Origin of the sequence: Streptomyces sp. SID10853 (assembly GCF_010548145.1) — a bacterium.
Lineage (GTDB): Bacteria > Actinomycetota > Actinomycetes > Streptomycetales > Streptomycetaceae > Streptomyces.
Window position 1 is genome coordinate 24,635 of record NZ_JAAGLN010000009.1, and the last position, 15,442, is coordinate 40,076.

The 15,442-nt window shown below is 71.7% G+C and carries 12 protein-coding genes; 3 read left to right on the forward strand and 9 right to left on the reverse strand.

Annotation, left to right across the window (positions count from 1 at the left end):
• Positions 1-43 precede the first annotated feature (43 nt).
• The 3 genes from G3I19_RS04015 to G3I19_RS04025 are packed head-to-tail and all read right to left on the reverse strand — an operon-like array spanning position 44 to position 2,617.
• The gene (locus tag G3I19_RS04015) at positions 44-811 is read right to left on the reverse strand and encodes an ABC transporter ATP-binding protein (RefSeq protein ID WP_164259526.1); all 768 of its coding nucleotides are present in this window, start codon (positions 809-811) and stop codon (positions 44-46) included.
• Complete coding sequence (cbiQ, locus tag G3I19_RS04020; RefSeq protein WP_164259528.1) at positions 799-1,560, reverse strand: cobalt ECF transporter T component CbiQ; 762 nt, start codon at positions 1,558-1,560, stop codon at positions 799-801. Before cbiQ ends, G3I19_RS04015 begins: the two co-directional genes overlap by 13 nt.
• 1 nt (position 1,561) lies before the next feature.
• Positions 1,562-2,617 carry an energy-coupling factor ABC transporter permease gene (locus G3I19_RS04025; RefSeq protein WP_164259530.1) on the reverse strand — a complete coding sequence of 352 codons (1,056 nt, stop codon included), beginning with the start codon at positions 2,615-2,617 and terminating at the stop codon, positions 1,562-1,564.
• A gap of 279 nt (positions 2,618-2,896) precedes the next feature.
• Here G3I19_RS04025 and G3I19_RS04030 point away from each other — a divergent pair, with 279 nt between their 5' ends.
• On the forward strand, positions 2,897-3,370 hold the full coding sequence (locus tag G3I19_RS04030; protein ID WP_164259532.1) for an SsgA family sporulation/cell division regulator: 474 nt from the start codon (positions 2,897-2,899) through the stop codon (positions 3,368-3,370).
• 21 nt (positions 3,371-3,391) lie between these two features.
• On the opposite strand, the gene G3I19_RS04035 is transcribed toward G3I19_RS04030, so the two are convergent.
• Positions 3,392-5,587, reverse strand: coding sequence for an MMPL family transporter (locus G3I19_RS04035; RefSeq protein ID WP_164259534.1), 2,196 nt, complete (start codon positions 5,585-5,587; stop codon positions 3,392-3,394).
• A gap of 152 nt (positions 5,588-5,739) precedes the next feature.
• Positions 5,740-6,327 (reverse strand): TetR/AcrR family transcriptional regulator, encoded by a 588-nt coding sequence (locus tag G3I19_RS04040; RefSeq protein ID WP_164259537.1) that lies wholly within the window; start codon positions 6,325-6,327, stop codon positions 5,740-5,742.
• A 206-nt stretch (positions 6,328-6,533) separates the two neighbouring features.
• Between G3I19_RS04040 and G3I19_RS04045 the strand changes: the two genes are divergently transcribed.
• The gene (locus G3I19_RS04045; RefSeq protein ID WP_164259539.1) at positions 6,534-10,091 is read left to right on the forward strand and encodes a S41 family peptidase; all 3,558 of its coding nucleotides are present in this window, start codon (positions 6,534-6,536) and stop codon (positions 10,089-10,091) included.
• 233 nt (positions 10,092-10,324) lie between these two features.
• Here the strand turns inward: G3I19_RS04045 and G3I19_RS04050 are convergent, their stop codons facing one another.
• The 3 genes from G3I19_RS04050 to G3I19_RS04060 are packed head-to-tail and all read right to left on the reverse strand — an operon-like array spanning position 10,325 to position 13,652.
• Entirely contained in the window at positions 10,325-11,206 is an 882-nt protein-coding gene (locus G3I19_RS04050; protein ID WP_164259541.1) for an SDR family oxidoreductase, read from the reverse strand.
• Positions 11,203-12,117, reverse strand: coding sequence for an alpha/beta hydrolase (locus G3I19_RS04055; protein ID WP_164259542.1), 915 nt, complete (start codon positions 12,115-12,117; stop codon positions 11,203-11,205). The genes G3I19_RS04050 and G3I19_RS04055 overlap by 4 nt, the downstream gene beginning before the upstream one ends.
• The gene (locus G3I19_RS04060) at positions 12,114-13,652 is read right to left on the reverse strand and encodes an NAD(P)/FAD-dependent oxidoreductase (protein WP_164259544.1); all 1,539 of its coding nucleotides are present in this window, start codon (positions 13,650-13,652) and stop codon (positions 12,114-12,116) included. The genes G3I19_RS04055 and G3I19_RS04060 overlap by 4 nt, the downstream gene beginning before the upstream one ends.
• Before the next feature lie 161 nt (positions 13,653-13,813).
• Between G3I19_RS04060 and G3I19_RS04065 the strand changes: the two genes are divergently transcribed.
• Complete coding sequence (locus G3I19_RS04065; protein ID WP_203599161.1) at positions 13,814-14,479, forward strand: MerR family transcriptional regulator; 666 nt, start codon at positions 13,814-13,816, stop codon at positions 14,477-14,479.
• Between the two features lie 131 nt (positions 14,480-14,610).
• Here G3I19_RS04065 and G3I19_RS04070 read toward each other — a convergent pair whose 3' ends face one another.
• On the reverse strand, positions 14,611-15,414 hold the full coding sequence (locus tag G3I19_RS04070; RefSeq protein ID WP_164259548.1) for an exodeoxyribonuclease III: 804 nt from the start codon (positions 15,412-15,414) through the stop codon (positions 14,611-14,613).
• Positions 15,415-15,442 lie beyond the last annotated feature (28 nt).

Genomic DNA, 15,442 nt, shown 5'->3' on the forward strand with positions numbered 1-15,442 from the left:
GCCGGGCCGACAGCGGGGCAGACAGCCACGCGCACCGCCGCGCTCAGACCGCCGCGCGGGGGTTGAAGCCGAACGGCAGCTCAAGGCGGTGCGCCTGCATCAGCGCCTCGTCGGCCAGGATGTCGCCGGTCGGCCCGTCGCCGACGATCACACCGTCGCTGAGGACCACGGCGCGCGGGCACAGTTCGAGCGCGTACGGCAGGTCGTGCGTCACCATCAGCACCGTCACCTCCAACGACCGCAGGATGTCGGCGAGTTCGCGGCGGGACGCCGGGTCCAGGTTGGACGACGGCTCGTCCAGGACCAGGATCTCGGGCTCCATCGCGAGGACGGTGGCGACCGCGACACGGCGGCGCTGGCCGTACGAGAGGTGATGCGGGGGACGGTCCGCGTACGACTCCATGCCGACCTGGGTGAGCGCGGCGACGACCCGCGCCTCCAGCTCCGGGCCGCGCAGCCCGGCGGCGGCCGGGCCGAACGCCACGTCCTCGCGGACCGTCGGCATGAAGAGCTGGTCGTCCGGGTCCTGGAAGACGATGCCGACGCGGCGGCGGATCTCCGCGAGGTTGGCCTTGGCGACCGGCAGCCCGGCCACCGAGACCGTGCCGGCGCCGCCGGTGAGGATGCCGTTCAGGTGGAGTACGAGGGTGGTCTTGCCCGCGCCGTTGGGTCCGAGCAGGGCGACCCGCTGGCCGCGCTGCACCGCCAGGTCGACCCCGAAGAGCGCCTGGTGGCCGTCCGGGTAGGCGTACGCGAGCCCGGCGACCTCAAGGGACGGAGGGGCGGTGGGGGTCGTGGTCATAGGCACCATCCCAGCAGACAGACGCAGAGCGCGGCGAACGGGAGTGCGGCGGCGGACCGCCACTGCGCGCCCGACGCCGTCACTTCGTCGATGACCGGCATGGTCCCGGTGTATCCCCGGCTGACCATGGCCAGATGGACGCGCTCGCCCCGTTCGTAGGAGCGGATGAAGAGCGCCCCGGCCGATTTGCCGAGCACCCCCCACTGCCGTACGCCGCGTGCCTCGAACCCGCGGGAGCGGCGGGCGATCGACATCCGGCGCATCTCGTCGGTGATCACGTCGCCGTACCGGATCATGAAGGACGCGATCTGCACCAGCATCGGCGGGAGCTTCAGCCGCTGGAGCCCGAGGAGCAGCGAGCGCAGTTCGGTGGTGGACGCGAGGAGCACGGAAGCGGCGACGCCGAGCGTGCCCTTGGCCAGGACGTTCCAGGCGCCCCAGAGTCCGGGCTCGCTGAGTGACAGGCCCAGGACGTGGACCTGGTCGCCGGGGACGACGAACGGCATGAGCACCGCGAAGGCCACGAACGGGATCTCGATGAGCAGCCGCTTGAGGAGGAACCCGGCCGGGATACGCGCCACGGCGGTCACCCCCGCGAGCAGCACCGCGTACAGCGCGAACGCCCACATCGCCTCGCGCGGGGTGGAGACCACCACGATCACGAAGGCGAACACGGCGGCGAGCTTGCAGTGCGGCGGCAGGTCGTGGACCGGCGAGTGCCCGTGCCGGTAGAGCTTGTGGGCGTGACCGGCGCCCATGTCAGACGGCTTCCGCGCGCGGGCCGGCCGGGGCCTGCGTACGACGGCGGCGGATGACCCAGAAGACTCCGCTGCCCACGACGACGGTGGCGCCGACGCCGATCAGCCCGGCGAGGCCACCGGAGAGCCGGGCGTCGGTGATGTCCTTGACGCCGTAACCGGCGAGCGGGGAGTCGCCGGTGCGGTGCGGCTGCTCCTTGGCGTCGATGCCCTTGTCGTGGGCGACCTTCTCCAGGCCGTCGGGGCTGGCGGACGCGTAGAAGGAGACGAACCCGGCCAGGACGAGGGCGGTGATCAGCCCGATGCCCCAGATCTTGCGGGTGGAGCGGGCCGACCTGGCGGCGGCCGGGACCGGCTCGGCCGCGGGGGCGTCGACGAGCTCGCCGCCCACCCGGAGCTTGAGGGGGGCGGTCAGGCCGCGGGCGCCGTGGACCAGGTCGGGGCGGACGGCGATCACGGCGCCCACGGTGAGCGCGGTGATCGCGGCCTCGCCGATGCCGATGAGGACATGGACGCCGACCATCGCGGTCAGCACCTTGCCGACCGGGACGTCGGTGGTGCCGCCGAGCGCGTACATCGCGGTGAAGGCGAGCGCGGCGCACGGCACGGAGAGCAGCGCGGCGACGAAGGATGCGGCGGTGATCGAGCTGCGGCGGCGGGGCAGCACCTTGACCAGGCCGCGGAAGACGGCGTACGCGACGACGGTCGTCACGATGGCCATGTCGGTGATGTTCACCCCGAGGGCGGTGAGCCCGCCGTCGGCGAAGAGGATGCCCTGCATCAGCAGGACGACGGAGACACAGAGCACCCCGGTGTACGGGCCGACGAGGATCGCGGCGAGCGCTCCGCCCAGCAGATGACCGCTGGTGCCGGCGGCGACGGGGAAGTTCAGCATCTGCACGGAGAAGATGAAGGCGGCGACCAGACCGGCGAGCGGCGCGGTGCGCTCGTCCAGCTCTCGGCGGGCGCCCCGGAGGCTCACAGCGATCGCGCCCGCGGCGATGACACCGGTCACCGCCGATACGGGGGCGTTGATGAATCCGTCGGGGACATGCATGTGGTGACTCTCTCCTCGCGATGGCGCACCGGCGGTGGTGAACCGTTCGATGATAGAGCCCTGTTGCGAACAGCTCGCAAGAGCGCCTTGCTCCCAGCAGCGACGGTCCGGCAGGGGCCGAGCGGTGGCATCACCGCAGAAATATGGGACATTGGAATACAAACAGTCCCAAATGACGCATGTATCCGAACCGCCGGATCACCCGCACCGCCGGAGCCTCCGCACCGCCGGGCCACCCGCACCGCCGGATCGCCCGCGTCACAGATCAAGGGAGCGCACATGTCCCCCGCCGTCGAGGTGCCCGTACGAGGCCATGTGGTGACGGATGTCCCCGGCCAGTGGTCGGTGGTCTATGTCGCGCTCCAGTACGAGCCGGAGAAGGACCCGGGCGCCGTGCGCCTCGTCTTCCCCGGCGACAACGAGTGGGTCTTCCCCAGGGAGCTGCTCGAAGCGGGGCTGCGGACGCCCCGGCGCTCCGGTGACATCGGGATCTGGCCGTGCGGGCGGGCCCAGGTGGTGCTGGAGTTCTACTCGGCGGACGGGGTGGCTGTGGTGCAGTTCGACAACGCGCCGCTGATCCGCTTCCTGCGCCGCACCCACGCGGCGGCCCCGCAGGAGACCGAACGGGCCGGGAAGGCCGCCCGCAGGGAGGCGCTCCGCGAGGACGCGCCCCTGAAGCAGACCGGAGCACGGACCGAGGCCCAGGCGGAGGCCCCCCACGCCGTGGGGCATGGGGGGCCTCTGCGGACCTGAGCCACTCGGGCTCCGGCTCCCTCAGGCGTCGACCAGCTCCCGCTGCGCCTGCGCCTCGATGTGCTTGTTCAGACCCTCGCCCTCGACGTCCACGTTCGGCAGCGCCCGGTCGAGCCAGCGCGGCAGCCACCACGCCCGCTTGCCGAGCAGCGCGAGGACGGCGGGCACGATGGCCATCCGTACGACGAAGGCGTCGAAGAAGACCGCGATGGCGAGCCCGAAACCGATCATCTTGATCATCGAGTCGCTGGCGCCGATGAAGCCGGAGAAGACCGCGATCATGATGACGGCGGCGGCCGTCACCACACGCGCACCGTGCTTGAAGCCGGTGACGACGGCCTGACCCGGGGTCTCCCCATGGACGTACGCCTCCCGCATCCTGGTGACCAGGAAGACCTCGTAGTCCATCGCGAGGCCGAAGACCACACCCACCATGAAGATCGGCATCATCGACATGATCGGGCCGGTCTGCTGGACACCGAAGAGCGAGCCGAGCCAGCCCCACTGGAAGACCGCGACGACCGCGCCCAGGGCGGCGACCACCGAGAGCAGGAAGCCGAGCGCCGCCTTGAGCGGCACCAGCACCGAGCGGAACACCAGCATCAGCAGCAGGAACGCGAGCCCGACGACGAGCGCCAGATACGGGACCAGCGCGTCGTTCATCTTCTGCGAGAAGTCGATGTTCATCGCGGTCGCGCCGGTGACCAGCACCGTGGCACCGGTGTCCGACTTGACCTGCGCACCCGCGTCACGGATGGAGTGGACCAGGTCCTCGGTCTTGACCGACGACGGCCGGTCCTTCGGGACGACACTGATCGTCGCGGTGTCGTGCGCCTTGTTGTAGAACGGCTGCGCCACCGAGACCACACCGTCCAGCCCGGCGATCTTCTGGTGCACCTCGTCGACCGCCGCCTTGCCGTCGCTGACGCCCTTGACGTCGACGACCGTCGTCAGCGGACCGTTGAAGCCGGGGCCGAAGCCCTCGGAGAGCAGGTCGTACGCACGGCGCTGGGTGGTGTTGGTGGGCTGCGCCCCGTCGTCGGGCAGGCCCATCTCCAGGGAGGCCGCCGGGATCGCGATGGCCCCCAGGCCGATCACCCCGACGAGCAGGACCAGGACGGGGCGGCGCAGCACGGTGCGCGCCCAGCGGGTGCCGCCGTTGGCCTTGACCTCGGCGCCCGGCACCGGCGGGTTCTTGCGGGCCTTGCGCCCCACCACGCGCTTTCCGGCGAAGCCGAGCAGCGCGGGGATGAGGGTGAGCGCGATGAGGACGGCGATCACGACCGTACCGGCCGCGGCGAAGCCCATCTTGGAGAGCATCGGGATGTTCACGACGGCCAGGCCGACCAGGGCGATGACCACGGTGAGCCCGGCGAAGACCACGGCCGAGCCGGCCGTTCCGACCGCCCGCCCCGCGGCCTCCTGGGGTTCCCTGCCCTCGGCGAGTTCCGCCCGGTAGCGGGAGACGATGAACAGCGCGTAGTCGATACCGACCGCGAGGCCGATCATCATCGCCAGCGTCGATGTGGTGTTGCCGAGATCCAGCACATTGGCCAGCGCCGTGATCGTCGAGACGCCGATGCCGACGCCGATGAGCGCGGTCAGCAGCGGAAGCCCCGCGGCGATCAGCGAGCCGAAGGTGACGATCAGCACGATCGCGGCGAGCACGACACCGATGATCTCGCCGGAGCCGGTCTCCGGCATGGCCTGGAGCGCGTCACCGCCGATCTCCACCGTGTACCCGTTGTGCTCGGCCTTGTCCACGGTGTTCTGGAGCGAGTCCTTGGTCTGGTCCGTCAGCTCCATCGAGCTGACCTTGTAGGAGACCTGGACGTAGACCGTGCTGCCGTCCTTGGAGACGGCCTTCGCGGTGTACGGGTCAGTCACCGATGAGATCTGGTGCGAGCCGGAGCTCAGCTCCCCCTCGACCTTCTTGACCTCGGCCTTGTTCGCCGCGGATGTCATCTTCTCGCCGGACGGGGCCTTGAAGACGACCCGGGCGGTGGCGCCGTCGGCGCTCGCCCCCGGGAACCGCTGCCCCAGCAGGTCGAAAGCCTTCTGGGCCTCCGTGCCGGGTATGGAGAAGGAGCTTGCGGTCGCGGTGGCGGCGGACGAGGCGCCGAAGCCGGCGAGCGCGAGCAGCGCCACCCACACCAGGGCGACATAACGGCGGCGCCTGAAGGCGAACCGTCCGAGCTTGTAGAGGTACGTGGCCACGAGGGCGTCTCCCGGTCAGGTCGGGTGGAAAAGGGCGTCATGAACCAGCCCGACGACGAGAGCGGCGTGTCAGGTGGAGAGGTGTTCAGCTGTGTCAGGCGGTGGCTCAGGTGGTGATCGCAGCGACGGTCACGGTGCTGATCAGTCGTGGATCACGGGTGGTCCGATGGCTGGGCGCCGAGAGCGGGGAGTACCACGGAGTCCAGATAACGGGAGAGGAAAGCCTGGTCGACAGGCTGCTCCTCCAGCAGCTGCCGGGCGACGAAGGCGCCGACCAGCATGTGCGGGACGAAGGGCAGCGCGGGGTTGCCGGCACTGACCTCGCCACGCTCCACAGCGCGCTGCAGCATCTGCTTGAGCCCGGTCACCTCGGGTTCGATCAGAAGCTCGCGCAGCGCTTGGAAGAGATCCGGGTTCTCATGCACGGCATGCATCAGACCCCGCATCAGGGCGGAGTTCCGCTCCATCTCGCAGTCGTCCTCGCGCGCCACCATGGACCGGAAGTCCCCGCGCAGCGAACCGGTGTCGACGTCTTCGATACGGACGGGCTTGTTGTACCGCAGAGCCCTGGCGACCAGCTCAGGCTTGCTCCCCCACTGGCGGTAGAGGGTGGCCTTGCTCGATCGCGTACGGGCGGCGACGGCATCCATGGTCAGGGCTTCGTAGCCGACTTCACGCAGCAGATCGAGTGTGGCCGCGTACAGCTCACCCTCGCGCTCCGGCGTCAGTCTGCTCGCCATCCCCGGCCTTCCCGAGCGAAACGGATTCGTACACCACGACGGTACGCCGCGGCCGAGCGAAACGACAACGTTTCGCTTGTGGACTCAGTCACGGTTGTCGGACGGGCATAAGTCCGGCCGGCGCACAGGCGGTCCGAACGGCGCGGGTGACCGCTGGGGCGGCGCCACGAGTTGCCGGGCATCCGAGGCACGGAAAGCATTGGGGGGTGAGCCAAGCCGATGCGGGAGACACCGCGTACCTCCGCTTCCCGAACCTCCATGGCGACCTGCTGTGCTTCGTGACCGAGGACGACCTCTGGGCCGCGCCCGTCTGCGCCGGGGCCGGCCGCCCCGAACGGGCCTGGCGGCTCACCGCCGACCGGACCCGGGTGGGCCAGCCGCGGTTCTCCCCCGACGGCGGGCACATCGCGTACACGTCCTGGCGCAGCCTCGACCCGGAGATCCATCTGGCCCCGGTGCAGGGCGGGCCGTCCCGGCGGCTGACGTACTGGGGCTCGCTCGACACCCGGGTACGCGGCTGGACACCGGAGGGCGACATCCTGGCCGTGGCCTCGCACAACCAGCCGTTCTCGCACTTCAGCTGGGCCTACACGGTGGCCACCGACGGCTCGCCTGGCGCCAAGCTGCCCTGGGGCCCGGTGCACGACATCGCGGTCGGTGACATCGCCGGTGAGCGCCGCACGCTGCTGCTCACCGGGAAGCCGCCGCACGAACCGGCCGCCTGGAAGCGCTACCGCGGCGGCGCCACCGGCCGCCTCTGGCTGCACGGCCGGCGCCTGCTCGACGGCATCGACGGCCATCTGTCCTGCCCGATGCTGGTCGACGGCCGGGTCGCCTTCCTCTCCGACCACGAGGGCATCGGGAACCTCTACTCCTGTCTGCCTGACGGCACGGATCTGCGCCGCCACACCGACCACGACAGCTGGTACGCGCGGAACGCCTCCACCGACGGCCACCGGGTGGTCTATCAGTGCGCGGGCGACATCTGGCTGGCCGACGACCTGTCGCCGGGCGCGGTGCCGCGCAGGCTGGACGTCCGCATCGGGAGCCCGCGCACCGGGCGGCGCGCCTACCAGATCCCGGCGTCCACCAATGTCGACGGGCTGTCCGTGGACGAGACGGGCCGGGCGAGCGCGGTCGCCGTACGCGGCAGTCTGTACTGGCTCACCCACCGCGACGGCCCCGCCCGCACCATCACGGACACCCCGGGGGTACGGGTCCGGCTGCCCGAGATGCTCGGCAGCGCGGGACGGATCGCGTACGTCACGGACGCGGGGGGCGAGGACGCCGTCGAGATCGCGTACATGCCGCGCGCCAGCGGCGACCGGCCGCCCCGGCGGTACGCCACCGGTGAGCTGGGCCGTGTCCAGGAGATGGTCTCGGACCCCGCGGGGGAACGGCTGGCCATCGCCTCGCACGACGGGCGGCTGCTGCTGCTCACGGTCACCGACGACGGAACGGACGAGGTGCTCGGCACCGCCCCGGCCGCCGAAAAGACGGATGCCGAAGCGGCGGACGCCGAAACGACGGACGGGGAAGCGACGGCCGGGGAAGCGTCGGCCGGGGAAGCGATGGGCAGGACGGCGCCGGACGGGGAGACGGCGGACGGGGAGGCGCAGGGCAGGGAGGCGGCGGACGGGACGGCGCAGGGCAGGGAGGCGCCGGGCGGGAAGGTCACGGGCAGGGAGGTCGCGGGCAGGGCGGCGCAGGGCCGTGCGGCGACGGACCAGCAGCCCGCCGGTGAGGTCACCGAGCTGATCCGCTCGCTCAACGGCCCGGTGCGCGATCTGGCCTTCTCGCCCGACGGCACCTGGCTGACCTGGTCGCACCCCGGGATCGGCCGCTCCCTGCGGCAGATCAAGATGGCGAAGATCGCCGGACCGATGGCCCCCACCGTCGTCGACGTCACCAACGGCCGCTTCGAGGACGAGAACCCGGTCTTCACCAGCGACGGCCGCTATCTGGCCTTCCTCTCCTGGCGCGGTTTCGACCCGGTGTACGACGTCCACACCGGCGACCTGTCGTTCCCGCTGGGCTGCCGCCCGTATCTGGTGCCGCTGACCTCCACGACGCCCTCGCCCTTCGCGCTCTCCCCCGACGGCCGTCCCGCGGCGGGCGGTCTCGACCCGGTGGACGACCTGGGGGACGAGAGCGCGGACGGCAGCAAGGTGCTGGTCGAGATCGAGGGCCTGGAGAGCCGGGTCACCCCGTTCCCGGTGCCCGCTTCGAAGTACTCGTCGCTCTGCCCGGTCAGCGGCGGCGGCCTCGTCTGGCTGCGCTGGCCGATCTCGGGCGCGCTCGGCGAGACCTTCGTGAACCCGGCCGACCTCTCGGGCCGCCCCACCCTCGAACACTTCGCCATCGCACGGGCCCGCAAGGCCGAACTGGTCGACCACCTGGACTGGTTCGAGGTCAGCGGTGACGGCAGCAGGCTGGTCGTCATGGACCTGGGCGAACTGCGCGCGGTCCCCGCCACCGAACTCGGCGACAACGACACCACGGTCTTCCTCGACCCGCGCCGCATCCTGCACGACGTCGACCCGCCGTCGGAGTGGCGCCAGGCGTACGACGAGGCGGGGCGCATCATCCGCGCCTACTTCTGGGAGCCGCGGATGTGCGGCATCGACTGGTCGGCGATCCTGGCGCAGTACCGCCCGCTGGTCGAACGGGTCGCATCCCCCGACGAGTTCGCCGACCTGCTCCGTGAGGTCCTGGGCGAACTGGGCACCTCGCACGCCTACGTCACGGCCGCCCGCCGCAACGAGGGGCCGCCGCACTACCAGCGGGTGATGGGCCTGCTCGGCGCGAACCTGGTGTGCCGGGACGGCGCGTGGGTGGTCAAGCGGATCCTGCCCGGCGACTCGTCGGACTCGAAGGCGCGCTCCCCGCTGGCCGGTACGGGCATCCGCGAGGGCGCCGTACTGACCCATGTCGACGGCCGCGCGGTCGACCCGCTCACCGGCCCCTATCCGCTGCTCGCGGCGGCGGGCGGCACCACGGTCGAGCTGACGTTCAATCCGGCGGGCCGCACAGGAGGCTCCCGCCGGGTCGCGGTGGTCCCGCTGATCGACGAACGCCCGCTGCGCTACCAGGACTGGGTGGCCAAACGGCGCGCTGTCGTACGGGAGTTGAGCGACGGCCGGTGCGGCTATCTGCACATCCCCGACATGGGCGGCTCGGGCTGGGCCCAGTTCAACCGGGATCTGCGCCTGGAGGTGTCACGCCCGGCGCTGATCGTGGACGTACGGGGGAACGCGGGCGGCCACATCAGCGAGCTGGTGGTCGAGAAGCTCACCCGCACGATCCTCGGCTGGGACCTCACCCGTGACGCCCAGCCCGTCTCGTACGCGTCGAACGCCCCCCGCGGCCCGGTGGTCGCCCTCGCCGACGAGGCCACCTCGTCCGACGGCGACATGATCACGGCGGCGTTCCGGCTGCTCGGGCTCGGCCCGGTGGTCGGCCAGCGCACCTGGGGCGGCGTGGTCGGCATGACCGGCCGGCACCGGCTGGGCGACGGCACAGTGATCACGGTGCCGATGAACGCGGCCTGGTTCGACGGGTACGGCTGGTCGGTCGAGAACCACGGCGTGGAACCGGACATCGAGGCCCTGCGCACGCCTCTGAACTGGGCGGAGGGGCGGCACGGTCAACTCGACGACGCGGTCTGGACGGCGCTCGACCTGCTGGCCGCCAAGCCGGCGGCGGAACCGCCGGACTACTCGGCGGTCCCGGACAAACGGCGCCCGAAGCTACCGCCGCGGTAGGGCGCGGCCGACCCTGCCGCCCACGCCTGCGGCAACGCGCGCATCGCCGTCACCGATGTCCTCAATCGCCGGACGGGCTGATTTTTGCAGCGTCCGGCGATCGAGGCCACCTTCAAGCCCGTCCGGCGATTGAGGACCGGGGGCCCGGGGGCAGCGCCCCCGTGCGCACCGGCCCGCACCGGCCCGCACCGACCCACACAGCCCGCACAGCGGGAAGGCGCCCCCCGCCAGGATCAGTAACGCTCCGTACGCGCCTTCTCGTCCGCCGCCCCGCCCGCACCCACGAGCCCCCGCCCGACCCCGGCGAGCCGCGGCTCGAAGCGCCGCATCTCGCGCTGGCCGACCGTGCCGATCAGCCCGGGCAGATACCCGCGTACGGACTGCATCCCGCGCAGCCACCACTGCGCGTACACATGCGAGGACCGGCGCTCGATCCCGGCCACGATCCGGTCGACGGCCGGGCCCAGCGGATAGGTGCGGTTCGCCGGCCACGGCAGCCGCTGCCGCAGCTCCCGCATCACGTCGTCCTCGTCCGCGCCGCGCACCATGTCCGTGTCCGTCCAGGACAGATAACCGACGCCCACCCGTACGCCCTTGTAGCCGACCTCGGCGCGCAGACAGTGCGCGAACGCCTCGACGCCCGACTTGGACGCGCAGTACGCGGACATCATCGGCGCGGGCGTGATCGCGGCCAGCGACGCGATCTGCAGGAAGTACCCGCGGCTCTCCGCCAGCACCGGCAGGAACGCCCGCGCGGTCACCGCACCGCCCACCAGGTTGACCTCGATGACCCGCCGCCACGCCTCGGGGTCCGAGTCGGTGAAGGGCCCGCCGGACGCCACCCCGGCGTTGGCCACGACAATGTCGGCCTTGCCGAAGTGCGCCTTGACCTCCTGCGCGACGACCGCCATCGCCACATGGTCGGTGACGTCGGCGTGCCAGTGCGCGCTCTCGGTGTGCAGCCGCCCCGACACCGCCTTCAGTTCGTCCGGCTCCAGGCCGACGAGCGCCACCTTCGCGCCGCGCGCCGAGAGTTTGCGGGCCAGCAGCTCGCCGACCCCGCGTGCGGCCCCGGTGACGACCGCGACCTGGCCCTCCAGGCTGTCCCTGCTCATACGGCCCTCTCCTTGTCCACTCGGGTGGCCGGCTCGACCGGCAGGTGTGCGGCGGCCAGTTCACGCAGCAGCGCACCGACCGCTTCGGGGGCCTCCACCGGTGTCATGTGCCCGATGCCCGTCAGCTCGGTGAGTCCGGCGCAGTGCGGCAGCGCGGCGGCCAGCGCCCTGGCGTGGGCGACCGGGGTGAGCCGGTCGGCCGTCCCCGCGACCACAGCGGTGGGTACGGTCAACTCCCGTACTCCCGCGTCCAGATCGAGCCCGGCGAGCACCCGCGACCAGGCCACCCGGGTCGCCCGGGGGCAGCCGTGCACGATGCGTGCGCACGCCGCCACCCGGTCCGGGGCCGAACCGGGGCCCATCGTCGCGTACTTGAGGATCCGTTTCGATGCGGGCGTGACGGGGCCGAACGGGGCGCGCGCCCCCAGGACCGCGCCGGTCAGCCGGGTCCGCAGCCGTCCGGGCCGCAGCGGCAGCACCGTCGACTCGGCGATCAGCCGCGAGCTGCCCGTGCTGCACAGCAGAACCGCCGCAGCGTGCTCCCGGAACCCGGGCCGTCCCGCGGCGGCCATCATCGTCATCCCGCCCATGGAGTGGCCGGCCAGGACGGCCCGCTCACCGGGGGCGAGGGCGGCGGCGAGCACCGCCTCCAGATCGTCGGCCAGCAGATCCGTGGTGTAACCGCGCTGATCGGCCGCCGGCGTGCGCCCGTGCCCGCGCTGGTCGTACACCACCACCCGGTGATCCGCCGAGAGCGCGCCGATCTGGGCGTCCCAGAAGCGGGTCGAGCAGGTCCAGCCGTGCGAGAGCACCACGGCGGGGGCGCCGTCGGGCCCGTACACCTCGGTGTGGATCCGCGTGCCGTCCGCGGAGACGGCGGTCGGTTCGCGTACCGCTCCGGCGCCGCTCACACCGACTCCCGGTCCACGACGCGGTCGTGGTCGCCGGTGCGCTGGCGCACCAGGGGCCGGCCGGCCCCGGCCCGTACGACGTCGTACTCACCGAGGTCCACCCCCCGGGTGGCCCTGCGGAACTCGGCGGTGGTGCCGGGCCAGACCGTGGTGTTGCGCCCGTTGGCGTCGAGGTACCAGCTGGTGCAGCCGCCGGTGTTCCAGACGGTCCGCTTCATCCGCTCCTGGACGCGCGTGTTCCAGGCGTCCACGGCCGCCGGCCGCGGGTCGAGCGCGACACTGCCACCCAGGACGTCCAACTGCCGCAGATAGTCGGCGAGATAGCTCAGCTGGGACTCGATCATGAGGATCATCGACGAGTTCCCGAGGCCGGTGTTCGGGCCGATGATCGTCATCCAGTTGGGGAAGCCGGTCGCCGTGGCGCCGCGCAGCGACTGCATGCCGTCCTTCCACGCCTCGGCGAGCGTGGCACCACCGGCGCCCACCACCCGCTCCGCGATCGGCATGTCCGTCACATGGAAACCGGTGCCGAAGATGATCACGTCCGCCTCGGTCTCGGTGCCGTCGGACGCGACCAGCGTATTTCCCCTGACCTCCTTGAGCCCGGACGCCACGACGTCCACATTGGGCTGCGCGAGCGCCGGGTAGTACGTGCTGGAGAGCAGGATGCGCTTGCACCCGATCCGGTACGAGGGCGTCAGCTTGGCGCGCAGCGCCGGGTCCTTGATCGACCGGCCGATGTTGGCCTTGCCTATGGACTCGATCAGGCCGAGTTCGTTGGGGTGCTTGGTGAAGGCGCTGACCTGCAGCTCTCGTATGCTCCACAGCAGCCGCCTGCGGGCGGCCGCGGTGAAGGGCACCTTCCCGTGCAGCCAGCGTTCGGCGCCGCTTATGGCGCGGTCCATGCGGGGCATCACCCACGGCGGGGTGCGCTGGAAGAGGGTGAGCCGGCCGGCGTCGGGCTGGATCGCGGGCACGATCTGGATCGCGGACGCCCCGGTCCCGATCATCGCGACGCGCTTGCCGCGCAGGTCGGCTCCGTGGTCCCACTGCGCGGAGTGGAAGACCTCACCGGAGAACGAGTCGAGCCCGGGGATGTCGGGCATCTTCGGGTCGGAGAGCGGCCCGGTCGCGGAGACGACCACATCGGCGGTCAAGGTCCCCCGCGTGGTCTCGATCTCCCAGCGCAGTTCGCCGGAGTCCCAGCGCATCATCCGCACCTCGTGGTTGAGGCGGATGTGCGGCCGCAGCCCGAAGGTGTCGGCGACGTTCTCCAGATAGGCCCGGATGTGCGGCTGGCCGGAGAAGGTGCGCGGCCAGTCCGGGTTGGGCGCGAAGGAGAACGAGTAGAGGTGGGACGGCACGTCGCAGGCGCACCCCGGATAGCTGTTGTCGCGCCAGGTCCCGCCGACGGAACCGGCCCGCTCCAGGACGACGAAGTCGGTCACCCCCTCGCGGCGCAGCCGGACGGCGGCCCCCAGGCCTCCGAATCCGGATCCGATCACCGCCACGCGTACATGCTCGTGCTCGGCCATGCTGCCGCCTCCCGAGTGCCCGACTCTGCCAGTAATCACTGGCACCGTTGGAGAGTAGAGCAGCTTCGTACTCATGGGTAGGGGGCAGAGCAAGGAAAGTTCGCGCCGGTACGGCATAGGCTTCCGGCGTGGCAGAGGAAAGAACGGGGCGCGAGTACCGCATGGAGGAGCTGGCCGAAGCGGCCGGGATCACCGTGCGCACCCTGCGCTTCTACCGCGAACGCAAGCTGATCCCGCCACCGCGCCGCGAGGGCCGCATCGCCTGGTACGACGAGCACCACCTGGCCCGGCTTCACACGATCTCGGCCCTGCTGGAGCGGGGCCACACCCTCAGCGGCATCGCGGATCTCGCCACGGCCTTCGAGAGCGGCAGGGACGTGGGCCAGCTGCTCGGCCTGGCCGCCACCGAACCGCCGGCCTGGACCGAGGAGGAGCCGGTCCGGCTCACTCCCGAGCAGCTCGCGGACTACTTCGAGGGCGAGGTCACGGCGGAGAATCTCGCGGCGGCCCTCGACCTCGGCTATCTCGCCACGGACGGCGACGACATCATCCACATCAGCCGCCGCCTGCTGGATGTGTCGGCCGCCCTGGTCCGCCAGGGGGTCCCGCTGGCGTCGGTCCTCGCGGCGGGCCACCAGGTCCGCAAGCACACCGAGGCCCTCACGGAGCTGTTCTCCGCCCTGGTCCACGACCACCTGCCCGACGAGGGCTTCGCGGGCGCGATGGAGCGGGTGCGGCCGCTGGCGAAGGACGTGGTGGAGGCGGAGCTGTCGATGTCACTTGACCGCCGGATACGGGCGGAGAAGAGCGGCCCGGACGCGGAGTAGCACCGGCCGCCGGCCCCGCCCCGGTGCACCGGCCGCACACGCCCACGGGCGCCCCACCCCAGCGCGCACACCGCCGGCCACCCCGCCCCGGCCCGTACGCCCCGGCCGGTCAGCGCCGACCGAGGCCGTCCCTACAGGTCGTACGCCGCCGTCACCGGCGCGTGGTCGCTCCACCGCTCGTCGTGCGTGGCGGCGCGCTCGACCCACGCCTTGACCGCCTTCGCGGCGAGACCGGGGGTCGCCATCTGGTAGTCGATGCGCCAGCCGGAGTCGTTGTCGAAGGCCCGTCCCCGGTAGGACCACCACGAGTAGGGGCCCGCCACATCCGGGTGCAGCTCCCGCACCACGTCGACGTAGGCGCCGCCGTCCCCGGCGAGGACACGCGTCAGCCACTCGCGCTCCTCGGGCAGGAAGCCCGAGTTCTTCTTGTTGCCCTTCCAGTTCTTGAGGTCGGCCTCCTGGTGGGCGATGTTCCAGTCGCCGCAGACCACGACCTCACGGCCGTCGGCCGCCGCCCGCTCCCTGAGCCCCTGGAGATACGGCAGGAACTCCGCCATGAACCGCAGCTTCTCGTCCTGCCGCTCGGTGCCGACCTCGCCCGACGGCAGATAGAGGCTCGCGACCGTCACCCCGGGCAGGTCGATCTCGGCGTACCGCCCACTGCCGTCGAACTCCGCACTGCCGAATCCGATCTGCACCCGCTCCGGCTCACGCCGGGCGTACAGCGAGACGCCCGCGCGCCCCTTGGCCGCCGCCGGAGCGTGCACGGTGAACCAGCCGTCCGGCTCGCGGACCTCCGGGGTCAGCTGTCCGGGCTCGGCCCGCACCTCCTGGAGGCAGATCACATCGGCGTCGGTCTGCGCCAGCCACTCCACGAAGCCCTTCTTGGCGGCGGCGCGCAGCCCGTTCACGTTTACGGTTGTCACAGTGAGCATCAAGGCACTTTACCGACCCCGGCCCGGA

Bases quoted from the DNA above. Each gene is read 5' to 3' on its own strand.
- G3I19_RS04030 (WP_164259532.1), top strand. From the start codon at position 2,897: ATGTCCCCCGCCGTCGAGGTGCCCGTACGAGGCCATGTGGTGACGGAT.
- G3I19_RS04070 (WP_164259548.1), bottom strand. From the start codon at position 15,414: ATGCTCACTGTGACAACCGTAAACGTGAACGGGCTGCGCGCCGCCGCC.
- cbiQ (WP_164259528.1), bottom strand. From the start codon at position 1,560: ATGGGCGCCGGTCACGCCCACAAGCTCTACCGGCACGGGCACTCGCCG.
- G3I19_RS04015 (WP_164259526.1), bottom strand. From the start codon at position 811: ATGGTGCCTATGACCACGACCCCCACCGCCCCTCCGTCCCTTGAGGTC.
- G3I19_RS04065 (WP_203599161.1), top strand. From the start codon at position 13,814: ATGGAGGAGCTGGCCGAAGCGGCCGGGATCACCGTGCGCACCCTGCGC.
- G3I19_RS04040 (WP_164259537.1), bottom strand. From the start codon at position 6,327: ATGGCGAGCAGACTGACGCCGGAGCGCGAGGGTGAGCTGTACGCGGCC.
- G3I19_RS04025 (WP_164259530.1), bottom strand. From the start codon at position 2,617: ATGCATGTCCCCGACGGATTCATCAACGCCCCCGTATCGGCGGTGACC.
- G3I19_RS04060 (WP_164259544.1), bottom strand. From the start codon at position 13,652: ATGGCCGAGCACGAGCATGTACGCGTGGCGGTGATCGGATCCGGATTC.
- G3I19_RS04050 (WP_164259541.1), bottom strand. From the start codon at position 11,206: ATGAGCAGGGACAGCCTGGAGGGCCAGGTCGCGGTCGTCACCGGGGCC.